11 protein-coding genes are annotated in these 13,425 nt (G+C 72.5%); 5 read left to right on the top strand and 6 right to left on the bottom strand.

Annotated elements, in window-relative coordinates; translation table 11 throughout:
* Window positions 1–28: 28 nt before the first annotated feature.
* Window positions 29–763, top strand: a complete 735-nt coding sequence (locus B1759_RS06950; RefSeq protein ID WP_095514292.1) for an SGNH/GDSL hydrolase family protein — start codon at window positions 29–31, stop codon at window positions 761–763.
* Here B1759_RS06950 and B1759_RS06945 read toward each other — a convergent pair.
* Both B1759_RS06945 and B1759_RS06940 read right to left on the bottom strand, forming a co-directional pair.
* Window positions 752–1,129: a hypothetical protein gene (locus B1759_RS06945; RefSeq protein ID WP_095514291.1), complete on the bottom strand. Its 378-nt coding sequence runs from the start codon at window positions 1,127–1,129 to the stop codon at window positions 752–754. The two genes, B1759_RS06950 and B1759_RS06945, sit on opposite strands and share 12 nt — an antisense overlap.
* A 98-nt stretch (window positions 1,130–1,227) precedes the next feature.
* Window positions 1,228–2,676 (bottom strand): glycine--tRNA ligase, encoded by a 1,449-nt coding sequence (locus B1759_RS06940; protein ID WP_095514290.1) that lies wholly within the window; start codon window positions 2,674–2,676, stop codon window positions 1,228–1,230.
* 152 nt (window positions 2,677–2,828) lie between these two features.
* Between B1759_RS06940 and B1759_RS06935 the strand changes: the two genes are divergently transcribed.
* Window positions 2,829–3,404, top strand: a complete 576-nt coding sequence (locus tag B1759_RS06935; RefSeq protein ID WP_095514289.1) for a CIA30 family protein — start codon at window positions 2,829–2,831, stop codon at window positions 3,402–3,404.
* Window positions 3,405–3,413: 9 nt separating this feature from the next.
* On the opposite strand, the gene B1759_RS06930 is transcribed toward B1759_RS06935, so the two are convergent.
* Complete coding sequence (locus tag B1759_RS06930; RefSeq protein WP_095514288.1) at window positions 3,414–4,325, bottom strand: glutaminase; 912 nt, start codon at window positions 4,323–4,325, stop codon at window positions 3,414–3,416.
* 100 nt (window positions 4,326–4,425) lie between these two features.
* On the opposite strand from B1759_RS06930, the gene B1759_RS06925 reads away from it, so the two are divergent.
* Together B1759_RS06925 and B1759_RS06920 are read left to right on the top strand one after the other, a co-directional pair.
* Window positions 4,426–4,773 (top strand): low molecular weight protein tyrosine phosphatase family protein, encoded by a 348-nt coding sequence (locus tag B1759_RS06925; protein WP_095514287.1) that lies wholly within the window; start codon window positions 4,426–4,428, stop codon window positions 4,771–4,773.
* Window positions 4,774–4,800: 27 nt separating this feature from the next.
* Window positions 4,801–7,236: a zinc-dependent metalloprotease gene (locus B1759_RS06920; RefSeq protein ID WP_095514286.1), complete on the top strand. Its 2,436-nt coding sequence runs from the start codon at window positions 4,801–4,803 to the stop codon at window positions 7,234–7,236.
* Window positions 7,237–7,283: 47 nt separating this feature from the next.
* On the opposite strand, the gene B1759_RS06915 is transcribed toward B1759_RS06920, so the two are convergent.
* Window positions 7,284–8,399 carry a mannose-1-phosphate guanylyltransferase gene (locus B1759_RS06915; RefSeq protein ID WP_095514285.1) on the bottom strand — a complete coding sequence of 372 codons (1,116 nt, stop codon included), beginning with the start codon at window positions 8,397–8,399 and terminating at the stop codon, window positions 7,284–7,286.
* Between the two features lie 158 nt (window positions 8,400–8,557).
* Here B1759_RS06915 and proC point away from each other — a divergent pair, with 158 nt between their 5' ends.
* The gene (gene proC, locus B1759_RS06910; RefSeq protein ID WP_095514284.1) at window positions 8,558–9,379 is read left to right on the top strand and encodes a pyrroline-5-carboxylate reductase; all 822 of its coding nucleotides are present in this window, start codon (window positions 8,558–8,560) and stop codon (window positions 9,377–9,379) included.
* A 22-nt stretch (window positions 9,380–9,401) separates the two neighbouring features.
* Here the strand turns inward: proC and B1759_RS06905 are convergent, their stop codons facing one another.
* Together B1759_RS06905 and B1759_RS06900 are read right to left on the bottom strand one after the other, a co-directional pair.
* Complete coding sequence (locus B1759_RS06905; RefSeq protein WP_095514283.1) at window positions 9,402–11,330, bottom strand: DUF3857 domain-containing protein; 1,929 nt, start codon at window positions 11,328–11,330, stop codon at window positions 9,402–9,404.
* Window positions 11,327–13,360, bottom strand: coding sequence for a DUF3857 domain-containing protein (locus tag B1759_RS06900; RefSeq protein ID WP_158225156.1), 2,034 nt, complete (start codon window positions 13,358–13,360; stop codon window positions 11,327–11,329). The genes B1759_RS06905 and B1759_RS06900 overlap by 4 nt, the downstream gene beginning before the upstream one ends.
* Window positions 13,361–13,425: the final 65 nt, after the last annotated feature.

Here is a 13,425-nt window from a genome sequence, read left to right as displayed (position 1 = left end):
CGGGGCGGCCGCGCGGAGTAGAGGCGCCATGCCCGATCTCCTCCGCACGCTCCTCGCTCCCATGCTCCTCGTCCAGGGGAGGCGGATGTTCGCCCGAATGCCGCGGCTGGACGCTCCAGCCGCCCTCGCGCCCGGGCCGCGCGGCGAGGGCCCCCCGCTCCACCTGCTCGTCGTCGGCGACTCGTCCGCGGCCGGGTATGGCGCCGACCGGCAGGAGGACGCACTCCTCGGCCAACTCGTCGCGCGCCTCGCGGCGTCGCGCACGGTCACGTGGACGCACTTCGCACGTTTCGGCTCGACGGTCCCGAAGACGGCCGCCTTCGTCGCGAAGCAGCCGCCCACGGCGGTCGACCTCGCGGTCGTGTCGGTCGGCCTCAATGACGTGATCGCGGGCGCCGACCTCGGCGCGTGGCTCGACGGCTACCGGTCGCTCGTGGCCGATCTCCAGACGCGCTTCGCGGCGACCACCGTCGTCGTGTCCGGTCTCGCGCCCGTCGGCGGTTTCCCGGCGCTCCCCCAGCCGATGCGGTTCGTCATCGCCCGCCAGCGCGACCGCTTCGACGCCGCCCTGAAGGCCTGGGCGGACGCAGCGCCCGGCGTCGTGTACGTCCCCACGGGCGCGTCCGACGACGGGCCGCTCCGTGAGGGCGCGGTCACCGTCGCCGAGGTCATGGCCCCCGATGGCTTCCACCCCGGCCCGCGCGTCTACGCCGAGTGGGCGCGGCGGGCCGTCGCGGCGTGGGACGCCGACTCACGCGCGTGAGCGTGCGGCCTGCCAGCGACCGCCGAGCACCGTCACCGGGACGAGCGCGGCGAGAAACATGAGGTGGTACCACGCCGGGAGGAGTTCCCAGGAGGTCATCTGGACCGGGATGCCCGTCGCGAGGAGCAGCGCGGCGAGGATCCAGACGTGCCGCATCGGGAGGCGGGGGGCGAGCTTCGCCGTGGCCACGCCGGCAGCCAGCGAGGCGACGACGCTCAGCAGGAGGTAGGCCAGCAGGATGCCCACGTCCGAGGTGGCGCCGTCGGCGTCGAGGCCGAACGCGGCGCGGAGCCCGGCGCTGCCGCCCAGGAAGACGACCGTCCAGGTGACGTAGCCAGCGACGACGGAGAGGATGGACCAGAGCATGGCAGGCGGGGTGGGTGTGTCCCCAAGGTCAGGCAAACGCACGACATGCGTCGTGTCACCCTCCCCCCCTCGGTCCGCCTCCGGACGCACCGAGGCCGCTACGCGCCCGGCGTCCAGGCCTCGATCTTGTCCTCGATGTAGCGCCGCACGTTCTCGGCCGGGATGCGGTCCTGCTCCATCGAGTCGCGGTCGCGGATCGTTACCGTGCCCTCGCTCACCGAGTCGCCGTCGACGGTGACGCAGAACGGCGTCCCGATCTCGTCCTGGCGGCGGTAGCGGCGGCCGACGGCCCCCTTCTCGTCGTAGGTCACGTTGAACTGCTTGCGCAGGTCGGCCTCGACGGCGTGGGCCACCTCCGGCATCCCGTCCTTCTTGACGAGCGGGAAGACGGCCGCCGTGAACGGCGCCAGCGCCGGGTGGAACTTGAGGACCGTCCGCGTCTCGGTCTTGTCGCCGTTGGTGACCTCCTCGTCGCGGTACGCGTCGGACAGGACCATCAGGATCGTGCGGTCGAGGCCGACCGAGGTCTCGACGACGAACGGGATGTAGCGCGAGTTGGAGGGCTGGTCGAAGTACTCGAGCTTCTTGCCGCTGAACTCCTGGTGGCGGCGCAGGTCGAAGTCGGTCCGGGAGTGGATGCCCTCGATCTCGTTCCAGCCGAAGCCGAACTCGTACTGCACGTCCTTGGCCGCGTCGGCGTAGTGGGCCAGCTTCTCGTGGTCGTGCCAGCGCAGCTTCTCGGGGCGGATGCCGTTGCCGACGTGCCACGCCATCCGCTTCTCGGCCCACGCCTCGTAGGCCTCGATCTGGGTGCCGGGCTCGACGAAGTACTGCATCTCCATCTGCTCGAACTCGCGCATCCGGAAGATGAACTGGCGCGCGACGATCTCGTTGCGGAACGCCTTGCCGATCTGGGCGATGCCGAACGGGACACTCTGTCGGGCCGTCTCGGCGACGTCCTTGAAGTGGACGAAGATGCCCTGCGCCGTCTCCGGGCGGAGGTACAGCTTGGACGCCTCCTCGGCGAGGGCGCCCGTGGCCGTCTCGAACATCAGGTTGAACTGGCGGACCTCCGTCCAGTCGAACGCGCCCGAGTCGGGCGCCTTAATCTCCTCGTCCTGGATGATCTGGCCGAGCGCGGCGGCGGCGTTGTCGGCGTTGAGCGCCTCCACGAAGCGGGCCTGCAGCTCGGCGGCGTTGTCGGTGCGGCCCTTCTTCTCCAGCTTCGCGATGGCGCCCTCGATCAGCTGGTCGGCGCGGTAGCGGCGGCCCGAGGCGCGGTCGTCGATGAGCGGGTCCGAGAACGCGTCCACGTGGCCGGAGGCCTTCCAGACAGTCGGGTGCATCAGGATGGCCGCGTCCAGGCCGACCACGTTCTCGTGGTCGCGGACCATCGCGTTCCACCACCGCTCGCGCACGTTGCGCTTCAGCTCGACGCCCAGCGGGCCGTAGTCGTAGACGGCGCCCAGCCCGCCGTAGATCTCGGACGACGGAAAGAGGAAGCCGCGGCGCTTCGAGAGGGAGACGATCGTGTCGAGGTCGGCCATGGGGCGGTCGGAAGGGAGTCGGCCAAGATCGGCGCTGCGCGGTCTGCCGGGCGCGAACGCCGCTCGAAAACGAGGGGCCGCCTGCCCCGCGCGTCGGGGCGTGCCTGACGGTCTCGCGGACCTCCGGGGTGAATGGCTCCGTTTCAGAACCCATGCCCCTCTTCCTTCTCCTGCTCGCCCTCGCGGCCTGCAGCACGACCCCCACCCCGTCCCCTCCTGTCATGTCTGCCGACTCCTCCCTGACCCTCTTCGACTTCGACGACCCGGACGCCCCGGGCTGGCAGATCGAGAACGACGGCGTGATGGGCGGACGCTCCCAGGGGTTCGTCCAGATCGAGGAGGGGACGATGGTGTTCACCGGCGAGGTGGTCACGCAGGGGGGCGGCTTCACGTCGGTCCGAGGTGAGCGCGCGGCCGACCTGTCGGCGTACGACGGGATCGAGCTCCGCGTCCGCGGCGGAGGGCGCACGTTCGACCTCGACGTCGACGATGGGACGCGGCACCGAGGCCGCGAGGTCAACCGGCAGGCGTCGTTCCCGACGACCGAAGACTGGGCCACCGTCCGGGTCCCGTTCGCCGACCTGGAGACGACCGCGCACGGCGAGCCGGTGTCCGTCGACCCGCTCGACCGATCGGGCATCCAGACGCTGGGCATCTACATCGCCGACGGCATCGACGGACCGTTCCAGCTGGAGGTCGACTGGATCCGCGCGTACGCCGACGCTTGACCGCGGCGCTCAGAAGACGGAACGGCCGGTGTAGGTCGTGAGCAGTTCCAGCGCCATCGTGCCCGCGACCGAGTTGCCGCGTGGGCCGAGGCCGGGCGACCACGTCGCGGCGACGAACTCGCCGGGCATCACGGCCACGATCCCTCCGCCGACCCCGCTCTTGGCGGGTAGCCCGACGCGGTACGCGAAGTCGCCCGCCTCGTCGTAGACGCCGCATGTGAGCATGATGGCGTTGAGCCGCTTCGCCTGACGCGTCGAGATGACCTGCTGGCCGGAGGGCGCGTGCCCGCCGGTCGCCAGGAAGGTGAATGCCCGGCACAGCTCGACGCAGCTCATCGACAGCGCGCACAGGCGGCAGTACGCCTCCACGACCGTGTCGGGGTCGCCGCGGAGCGTGCCGAAGGCCTTCAGGTAGTGCGCCAGGGCGCGCGTGCGATGGGCCGTCGCGATCTCCGCCTCCGCCACCGCACCGTCCACGGTCAGCGTCGCGTCGTCGGTCGCTGCGCGGACGAGGTCGAGGACCGGCGTCGCGTCCGGCCCGGTGTGCGCCAGCACGGCGTCCATCACGACCAGCGCGCCCGCGTTGATCATCGGGTTGCGGGGGACGCCGCCGTCCGCCTCCAGCTGGACGAGCGAGTTGAACGCCGTGCCGGAGGGCTCCCGCCCGACGCGCGCCCACAGGGTGTCGCCTTCGAGGTCCATCGCCACGGCCAGCGACAGCACCTTGGCGATGCTCTGGATCGAGAACCGCTCCGTCGCGTCGCCGACGGCGTGCTCGGCGCCGTCCGTGGCGCGGACGGCCAGCCCGAACCGGGCCGGGTCGATGGCGGCGAGGGGCGGGATGTAGCTCGCCACCGCGCCCTGCCCGACGAGCGGCTGGACCTCAGCGGCGATGGTAGAGAGAACGGAGCCGGTGTCCACAGGTGGGGGAAGGGTGCGCCCGGAACGTACCCGATCCGAGCGGCCCGCGAGGGGCGGGCGCCGGACTAGGTTGGGCGTCCCCCTGCCGCTCTCCGAGTCCTTGGCGTCTCCGCTCCGCGTCCTGTTCGTCTGCAGCCGCAACCGGCTCCGCAGCCCCACCGCCGAGTCCGTCGTCGCGGACTGGCCGGACGTGGAGGCCGTCTCCGCCGGGACCGCGCCCGACGCCGAGGCGCGCGTCTCCGCCGACCTCGTGGAGTGGGCCGACGTGGTGGTCGCGTTCGAGGCCTCGCATCGCCGCCGTCTCCTACGGGCTTTCGGTCCGCTCCTGGCCGACACGCGGGTCGTCGTGCTCGGCATTCCGGACGACTATGCGGTCATGGACCCGGCCCTCGTCCGCCTGCTGCGGGACCGGCTTCCCCCGGTGCTCGGCCTGGACCCGCCCGCCTAGATTGGGCGGACCGCACCGCCGCCCGCCATGTCTCGCCTTCTCGCTGCCGCCCTCGTCCTCGTCGCCGCCGGGTGCGCCGCGCCTGCCTCGGTGGCCCCCCCGAGTGACTCGCCGAGGTCGGGGCTGCCGGCCATCGACGCCAAGACGGCCGGGCTGGAGCGGCAAGGCGGCTTCGTGCCGGTCTGGTGGGACGCCGACCAGGGCACGATCTGGCTCTCCGTTCCCCTCGACACCGACCTGCTCTACAGCGTCGCGCTGGCGGCCGGGCTGGGGTCGAACGATGTGGGGCTGGACCGTGGGCAGTTAGGAGGTGAGCGGGTCGTCCGGTTCGAGCGGGTCGGGCGGAAGGTGCTGCTCGTGCAGCCCAACCTGCGCTTCCGCGCCGGGACCGACAACGCGGCGGAGCGCACCGCCGTCGCCGACGCCTTCGCGCCGTCGGTCGTCTGGGGCTTCGACGTCGCCGCGGCCAGTGACGGGCGCGTGCTGATCGACGCCACCGACTTCGTCGTCCGCGACGCGCATGGGGTCGCGGACCAACTCCGGCAGACCGGCCAGGGGACGTTCGCGCTCGACAAGAGCCGCAGCGCCCCTGTCCCGGAGATGCTGAAGGGCTTCCCGGAGAACACCGAGCTGGAGGCCCGGCTGACGTTCGCGAGCAGCCAGCCCGGCCGCTACGTCCGCGACGTGGCGGCCGACCCGCAGGCCGTGACCGTCCGCGTGCGGCACTCGTTCGTCCAGCTTCCCGACGATGGGTACGTGCCGCGCGCCTTCGCGCCCGCCTCGGGCTACTTCCCGTTCACCTACGCCGACTACGCCGTGCCCATCGGCGAGGACGTGGTGCAGCGCGTGGTCACGCGCCACCGCCTGACCTGCGCGGCGCCGCCCGACGCGAGCGGGATGTGCGACCCGGTCGAGCCCATCGTCTACTACCTCGATCCCGGGACGCCGGAGCCCGTCCGCAGCGCGTTGCTGGACGGCGCCCGCTGGTGGGCCGAGGCGTTCGAGGCGGCCGGTTGGCGCGACGCCTACCGGGTCGAGGTGATGCCCGACTCGCTCGACCCCCTCGACGTGCGCGTCAACGTGATCCAGTGGGTCCACCGGGCGACACGCGGGTGGAGCTACGGCGCGTCGGTGACCGACCCGCGGACGGGCGAGATCCTGAAGGGCCACGTGTCGCTGGGCTCGCTCCGCGTCCGCCAGGACTACCTGATCGCGGAGGGCCTGCTCGCGCCGTACGTCGGCGCGGACGCGGCCGGGTTCGCGCCCGAGGACGACCCGATGCTGGCGCTCGCGCTGGCCCGCCTCCGGCAGCTCTCGGCCCACGAGGTCGGCCACACGATCGGGCTGGCGCACAACTTCGCCGGGAGCACCCAGGGCCGCACGTCGGTGATGGACTACCCGGCCCCGCTGGCGACGCTGACGGACGGCCGCATCGACGTGTCGGACGCGTATGCGGTCGGCATGGGCGAGTGGGACATCCAGGCGGTGCGCTACGGCTACGTCCGCGACGACGCCGAGGCGGACCGGGTGCTGGCGGAGAACCGCGACCGCGGCCTGCGCTACATCACCGACGCCGACGCGCGGCCCACCGGCGCGGCCTCGCCCACGGGCGCCCTCTGGGACAACGGCGCCGACGCCGTGCGGGCGCTCCGCGACGAGATGGCCGTCCGCCGCGCCGCGCTCGACCGCTTCGGCGACGACGTGATCCGCACCGGCCGGCCGCTCGCGACGGCCGAGGAGGTCCTCGTTCCCCTCTACCTCCGCCACCGCTACCAGGTGGATGCGACCGCGCACCTCGTCGGCGGCGTGGCCTACGGGTACACGGCGCGCGGTGACGGCGAGGCGCCCCCGACGCCTGTCGATGGGGAGACCCAACTGGCGGCCATCGACGCGCTGCTCGCGACCGTCACGCCCGAGGCGCTGGCGCTCCCGTCCGCCGCCCGTGCGATCCCGCCGCGCCCGCCGGGCTTCGGCGCCACGCGCGAGCTGTTCGACGGGCGGACGGGCCTGACCTTCGACCCGGTCGCACCAGCCGAGACGGCCGCCCGGCTCACGTTCGGCTACCTCTTCGACGCCGACCGCGCCGCGCGCCTCGCCTACCAGCACGACCTCGACTCGACGCTCCCAAGCTTCGTGGACCTCATCGACCGGACCGGCGGGATGCTCTGGATGACGCCCGCCCCCGATGCCTACCACGAGGAGATCCGCCGGACCGTCCTCACGGCCTGGGTCGACGCGCTGATGGCCCTCGCGGCCGACGCCGACGCCGCCCCGACCGTCCGTGCCGCGTCCGAGGCGGCGCTGACCGAGATGGCAGGCGCCGACCCCGACGGTCCGCGGGAGGACGCCGTCTTCGAGCGCTGGCTGGGGCGCCGCATCACCCGCTTCCTGGACCGCGACCACGACGAGGCTGCCGACGTGACCCCGCCGACGCCTCCGCCGGGCTCGCCCATCGGCCAGTAGACCCGCCTCGGGTGGCCGACGGCGACCCCGAGGCGGGGCTCCTCACGTCACAGGTAGTCCGCCATACCGTGGAGGTCGAGGAAGTCGACGACGTCCTTGACCTTCTGCGCCTCCTCGCGGTGGCAGACGAGGACCGCGTCGCCGGTGTCGACCACCAGCGCGTCCTGCATCCCGACGAGCACGAGCAGGCGGCCGTCCGAGCTGCGGGCGAAGCTGCGGGACGTGTCCTTGAGGATCACGTTGCCCTCGGAGCGGTTGCCTGCGTCGTCCTGAGCCGAGAGTTCGTGGACCGCGCGCCAGTCGCCGACGTCGCTCCAGCCGAACGAGCCCGGCACGACGAGCACGCGGTCGGACTGCTCCATGATGCCGTAGTCGATCGAGATCTTGGGGCTCTGCTCGTAGGCCTCCGCGATGGCCTCCGCCTCGCGGTCGGTGCCGAAGGCGTCGGCGAGCGGGGCAAAGAGGCGGTGGACCTTCGGGAGGTAGCGCTCGAAGGCGGCCAGGATGGCGTCGGCTCGCCAGATGAACATGCCCGAGTTCCAGAGGAAGTCGCCCGCGTCGAGGAAGCGTTCGGCGGTCTGGAGGTCCGGCTTCTCGGCGAACGTGAGCACCTCGTGGGCGCGCGGCGCGTCCGCCGGGCCGTCGTCGGCGACGCCGTCGAGGTCGCCGTCGGCGTCGAACTGGATGTAGCCGTAGCCCGTCTCCGGGTGCGTCGGGCGGATGCCGATGGTGACGAGCGGCGCCGGCCCGTCGCCGTCGCCCTGTGCCGCCTCGACGGCGACGCGGAGGACGGTGTGGAAGCGCTGGACGTTGGCGATCAGGTGGTCGGCCGGGAGCACGAGCATGGTCGCGTCCGGGTCCTCGGCGAGCAGCTTGGCCGCCGCGAGCGCGATGCAGGGCGCCGTGTTGCGGGCGACGGGCTCGCCGAGGATGTTCGCCGCCGGCACGGCCGGGAGGTGCTGCTGCGTCTTCTCGACGTAGTCCGCATTCGTGACCACGAGCACGTTCTCGGACGCGACCAGCGGTTGCAGCCGGGCGAACGTGTTCTGGATCAGCGACGTGTCGCCGAACACGTCGAGGAACTGCTTCGGGTGCGAGCGGCGGCTGCGCGGCCAGAACCGGCTGCCGATGCCACCGGCCATGATGACGGCGTGGAGGGCCATGAGTGCAGGGGTCGGGAGGGACCGACAAGATGCGACACGGCGGCGGGTCGCACCGGGCGCCCCGCCGCCGGTGCCCTGTGGGTTCGGTGAAGAGCGCGCCGGAGGGCTTTCGCCGCGGCCGTTCCGGTTAGTCTGGCGCGTCCTCCAGACCGACTCCCATGCTTCTCGACCAGACCCTCGCCGTCCTCGGGGCCGGCAACATCGGCCGGGCCCTCATCGGCGGCCTCCTGCGCGGCGGCGACCTCTCGGCCGACCGCATCCGCGCGACGCGCCGCTCGGAGGACGCCCTCGCCGCGCTCGCCGAGAAGGCCCCCGGCATCCACGTCACGACCGACAACCCGGCCGCGGTCACCGGCGCGACCGTCGTGCTGGTGGCGGTGAAGCCGCAGAACGCCGCCGACCTGTTCGCCGAGATCCGCGACCACGTCGCCCCCGGTACGCTGGTGCTCTCGACGCTCGCGGGCGTCACGACGGCCTCGCTGGCGGAGGCGCTCGGGCAGGACCTGCCGGTGGTCCGCGCGATGCCCAACACGCCCGCGCTGGTGGACGAGGGGGCGACGGCCATCGCGCCGGGCGCGCACGCTACCGAGGCGCACGTGGCGCTGGCGCGGGAGATCTTCCTGGCCGTCGGCCGCGTGGTGGAGGTCGTCCCCGAGCACCTGATGGACGCCGTGACGGGTCTCTCGGGCAGTGGCCCGGCCTACGTGTTCATGGTCATCGAGGCGCTCACGGACGCGGGCGTCAAGCAGGGCCTCCCGCGGACCACCTCCCGGCGGCTCTCGATGCAGACCGTCCTCGGCGCCGCGCGCCTCGCCATCGAGACCGGCGAGCACCCGGCCATCCTGCGCGATCAGGTGACCACGCCCGGCGGGACCACCATCACGGCCGTCGCCGAGCTGGAGAAGCAGGGCCTCCGGTCGATGTTCATCGACACCGTCGCCATGGCCACCGAGCGCAGCCGTCAGTTGGGAGAGGGCTGACGAGAGCGCGCGCGGTCTAGACCTACTTCCGTCGCACCACCGCCCGCGCCCCGTCCGCCTCGGCGACCGACTGGAAGAAGTCGCGGATGGCATCGTAGGCCTCGGCGGGCTGGTTGGGCGCGTCGACCACCAGTTCGCGGACGACCACCAGCGCGTCGCCGTCGGGGGAGGCCGTGAGGCGGTAGCGCCCGACGGGGCTCTCCAACTCGACGGGTTCGGGCAGGTTGTCGGCCGCGTACCCTTCGGGAAGGAGGAAGCGGACCGAGTCGCGCTCGGCGGTGGCGGTGCCGAGGCGGACCGGCTGGGTGCGCGGCTCGTCCATCGCGGTCGGCACCGCGACCGCGGGTGAGAGGGGGACGAGGTTGAGCAGAAGGCGGCTCCCGGCGCGGCGCGCAGCGTGGGCCACGTCGAGGCGTGCCGCCAGCGCGAGCGTGTCCGGCCGCTCGGCGAGGCGGCCCAGGTCGAGGTCCAGCACGTCGAGACTGGGCAGCCCCGTCACGCGGCGTAGCACGATGCCCCGCTCGGCCTCGGTGGCGCGGTCGAGCGCGACGATGGCGTCGGTCCGCTCCTCGCCGTGGAGCAGCCAGCGGACGTCCGCCTCGGCGCGGCCCCGGGCGTCGAGCGTGACGGTGGCCTCGCGGCGCGTCCAGTTGGTCTCGGGCCCCGAGACGGGCGTCTGGATGATGCGGCTCGCGGCGCCATCCACCAGCAGGCCGGGGCGGCCCTCGGTGAACGCGCCGAGGTGACCGAAGGCGGCGTACGGGCTCGTGCACTCCAGCCACACCGCGCCGTCCACCAGCGCCGGGATCCGCATGGCGGGCTCGGCGAGCGGCACCCGCAGGATGACGTGGTTGAAGGCGTTGTCGGGGAAGTCCTCCCGGAGGTCCGAGCCGTCCTCGCCCGCCTCGATGAGCACGGGGTGGGCCTCGATGCCGACGGCATCGAGCATCGCCTGCATGTAGTTCGTGAGCGCCTTGCAGTCGCCGTAGCGGCGCTCGAAGACGTAGGCCGCGTCGAACGGCTGCCAGCCGCCCAGGCCGAGCTGGACCGACACGTAGCGGGTCGTCTGCTGGAGATGGCGGTACAGGCGGCGCACCTTCTCGGCGTCGGTCTGCGCGCCCTCGACCACCCGATACACATCGGCGACGGCGGCGGGGGGGAGGCTGCGGCGCCCCTCGCCGAGGTCGCCGTACCAGGTGCCGAACGTGGCCCACGAGTCGAGGCGGCCCGGCGCGTCGCCGATCTCGAAGCGGTCGGTGCCCAGGCGCAGCTCGGGCACCTGCTCCCACCACGGCGGCCCGAAGGGTTCCGGCTCGCGCACCGCGGCGTCGGCGACGTGCCAGACGTAGGTGTCGCGGCGGCCCTCGTTCAGGATCGTCGCGGCGTCGGCGAGGTCGCGCGCCTGCTGGCGGACGGTGGTCCCGGCGGGGACCTCCAGCCGGAACGACGCGTCCTGGACGGGCCAGCCGCGGTTCTGCGGGCGCCACGTCGGCCAGCCGAGCACGCCGCGGTGTTCGATCTCGTACTCCCACTCGACCGTGAACGGGTACTGGTCGGCGTAGAGCGAGCCCTCGCGCAGGCGGAGGTCGTCGTAGAGGGTGTCCAGCACGCGGTCCTCGTCCTCGCGGCGCCCGAGCCGACGGATCTCGTTGCCGGCGGCGTCATAGAGCGTCCCCTCGAAGGAGCGCAGCCGCCGGAAGCCGCCGTGCACCACGCGCAACTCGCCGACGGCCTCGCGCCCGGCCGCGTTCATGGCCGTCATCACCAGGCGGACCCGCGTCCGCGCGCGGTCCGGCGCCGACACCTCGTAGACGGTGTGGTAACGGCGCACCACGACGGGGGCGCCACCGGACGCCATCAGCACGTCCACGCCGACCGGCCACGACTGGGCCTCGGTGGGCGCGGCGAGGAGCAGCCCGATCAGAGCGAGGAGGAGAGGGCGCAGGCTCACTGTCCGTCCTCCACCGCCTCGGGGGCCTCGTCGGTCACCTCGTCCACCGGCGCCTCGGCGGCGGCCTCCGCCACCCGTGCGATCACGACGGCCTCGGTCTCGGCGGCCACGATCTCGTCGTAGAGGTCCCGGAGGGCCGGGTACTCGACGGGCTGGACCTTCGAGGCCGCCACCGTCAGCACGGCGCGGACCTGGAGGCCGCCCGGTCGCGGCGCCATGGTGCGGGTGTAGGTGACCACGCGGCTGGGAATGGTCATCTGGACCGGGTCCGGCAGGTCGATCGGCTCCCAGCCCTCGGGCACCGTGATGTCGGCGACGTAGGTGCGTGTGAAGGGGTAGGCGAAGTCGACGGGGAAGGTGCGCGTCTCGCGCTCGAAGGGGTTCTCGTCGAGCTGCATCGCCACGAAGGGCGAGACGTACATCTCGTCGCCGACGACCTCGGCGGAGGGCGCCACGAACGTCGCCTTGACGCTGAGCGGCTCCTCGGGCGTGTCGACGCCGATGACCTCAACGACATCGATCTCGACATCCTCCTCGGCATCGGCCGTCTCCTCGACCGCCTCGGCGGCGTCGGAGGGCGACCCGGACTCGGCCTCCGAGAGGCGGACGCGCGCGTCGAAGGCGTCGTAGCCGGTGAGGCGGAGCTGGAGGTCGCCGGTGAGCCCGCCGTCCTCGGTCAGCGTCCCGCTGATGAACGTGGTCGTGGCCGTGCCGCCAGGGGCGTCGAACGCGATCCAGGCCGGACCGTCGGCGTCGGCGATCCAGGCGTTCTCGTTGAGCGCGTCCTCCGGGATCTGGCCGTAGGGGCGGTGGCGGTTGAGCGGCGAGAGCAGCTCCGGCGCCTCGCCCGGGATCTGGACGAGTGCCAGGATGGTGTCGAACTGGCTGACGATGGGGTACTGCCGGATGGCCCGCCCGTTCGAGCGGCCCGAGAGGATGACCGGCTGGGCCGGGATGCCCGCCTCCTCGAACATCTCCAGCAGCAGAAACGTCAGCTCGGCCTCCGAGCCCGACTTCGTCTGCACCACGTCGTCCAGGTCGCGCTCGGCGAAGATGCCGCCGCGGCCGGTCCACACGTAGTCCCGCCGGACGATGTCGTAGAGCGCCCGCGCCTTCTCGGCCGGCGTGCCCTCGACGCTCTCCGCGATCTCCCGAACGCGCGGGTTGCGCTCCATGCGGCGCCCGAACGACGCGTTGTCGCGGAGTTCCTGGGCGACCGTCTCCCAGGTCGTCAGCACCTGGTCCACGAAGCCGTCGAGGCGGTTGACGCGGCTGAGCTGGAAGCCGATCCGCTCGATGTAGTCCGCCTCGGTGGTCGTGTAGGGCTCGTCGCGGAGGGCGGGCACGTCGCGGGCCACCCAGCGCGACTTGACGGCGTTGAAGTCCATCCCGTTGACCTGCTCCTGGGGCATCGTCTCGATGTGGTCGCCCTGGAGGATGGACACGTAGTCGAAGAACTGCGGCGTCTCGAAGCGGAGCTCGCTCACCAGTGTCGGCTCCTCGGACTGGAAGGTCCACGTCGGGAGCACCGTGATGGACTCGGTCTCGTAGGTGTACTCGTACTCGAAGATGGCGCCGGGCGCGAGCGCGGGCATCGAGAAGCGGACCTCGCGGATGCCGTCCTCCACCTCGTCGTCGAAGATGTCGCGGCCGGAGAGCTCCACCCGCCGGAAGTCGCCCTCGCCGTCGGGCACGAACGTCTGCGCGCGGATCCGCCGCACGTCGGTGCCGCGGTCGGCGCGGAACCGGAGGCTGAACTCGCCGAGCCCGTAGCCGTCGGCGTCGAGCACCTTGACGCGCTTGTGATGGCGCAGGCGGAAGGTGACCCCGCGCCCGCCGTCGATGCGGACCTCTGAGAACCCGACGTCGCCCAGGACGATGGCCGACGCGTCCGGGTCGTCGGGCCAGCTGTCGATGGTCTTCTCCGTGTCGGAGAGGCGTCCCCACCGGATGGGCGGGTCCTGGGCCTCGGCGACCAGCGGGGTGAGGGCGACGAGAGCGACCAGGAAGGCCAGGAGGAGTCGGTGCACGACGATGGGGTGAAAGCCTGGGCCAAGAAGGCTACCACTCATATATCACTGCACACAACCCGGCG

Source organism: Rubrivirga sp. SAORIC476 (assembly GCF_002283555.1).
Classification (GTDB): Bacteria; Bacteroidota; Rhodothermia; order Rhodothermales; family Rubricoccaceae; genus Rubrivirga.
Note: the sequence above shows the minus strand (reverse complement) of the source record. Positions and strands in the feature narration are given on the sequence as shown.

Bases quoted from the DNA above. Each gene is read 5' to 3' on its own strand.
- B1759_RS06915 (WP_095514285.1), bottom strand. From the start codon at position 8,399: ATGGCCCTCCACGCCGTCATCATGGCCGGTGGCATCGGCAGCCGGTTC.
- B1759_RS06950 (WP_095514292.1), top strand. From the start codon at position 29: ATGCCCGATCTCCTCCGCACGCTCCTCGCTCCCATGCTCCTCGTCCAG.
- B1759_RS06945 (WP_095514291.1), bottom strand. From the start codon at position 1,129: ATGCTCTGGTCCATCCTCTCCGTCGTCGCTGGCTACGTCACCTGGACG.
- proC (WP_095514284.1), top strand. From the start codon at position 8,558: ATGCTTCTCGACCAGACCCTCGCCGTCCTCGGGGCCGGCAACATCGGC.
- B1759_RS06940 (WP_095514290.1), bottom strand. From the start codon at position 2,676: ATGGCCGACCTCGACACGATCGTCTCCCTCTCGAAGCGCCGCGGCTTC.
- B1759_RS06920 (WP_095514286.1), top strand. From the start codon at position 4,801: ATGTCTCGCCTTCTCGCTGCCGCCCTCGTCCTCGTCGCCGCCGGGTGC.
- B1759_RS06935 (WP_095514289.1), top strand. From the start codon at position 2,829: ATGCCCCTCTTCCTTCTCCTGCTCGCCCTCGCGGCCTGCAGCACGACC.